Here is a 212-nt window from a genome sequence, read left to right on the forward strand (position 1 = left end):
AGTTGGTAGCGTCACCGAAGATGCCGCCACCCCGACCTTGACCGACAGCGGCACGCTCACCATCAGTGATGCGGATACAGGTCAAGCCAGCTTCCAGACGACAGGCATCACAGCCAGTGCGGGTGCACTGGGTGTGCTGACGATCACCCCCAATGGCACCTGGACCTACAACGTCGCGAACAGTGCGGTGCAATACCTGAAGGCAGGCGAGA

The 212-nt window shown here is 60.8% G+C and carries 1 protein-coding gene; it reads left to right on the plus strand.

The window, feature by feature from the left end; translation table 11 throughout:
• The coding region (locus ACUHMQ_RS21595) for a VCBS domain-containing protein (RefSeq protein ID WP_445297461.1) at positions 1-212 on the plus strand (212 nt) is incomplete at both ends.

This window comes from Chitinimonas violaceus (assembly GCF_052601015.1).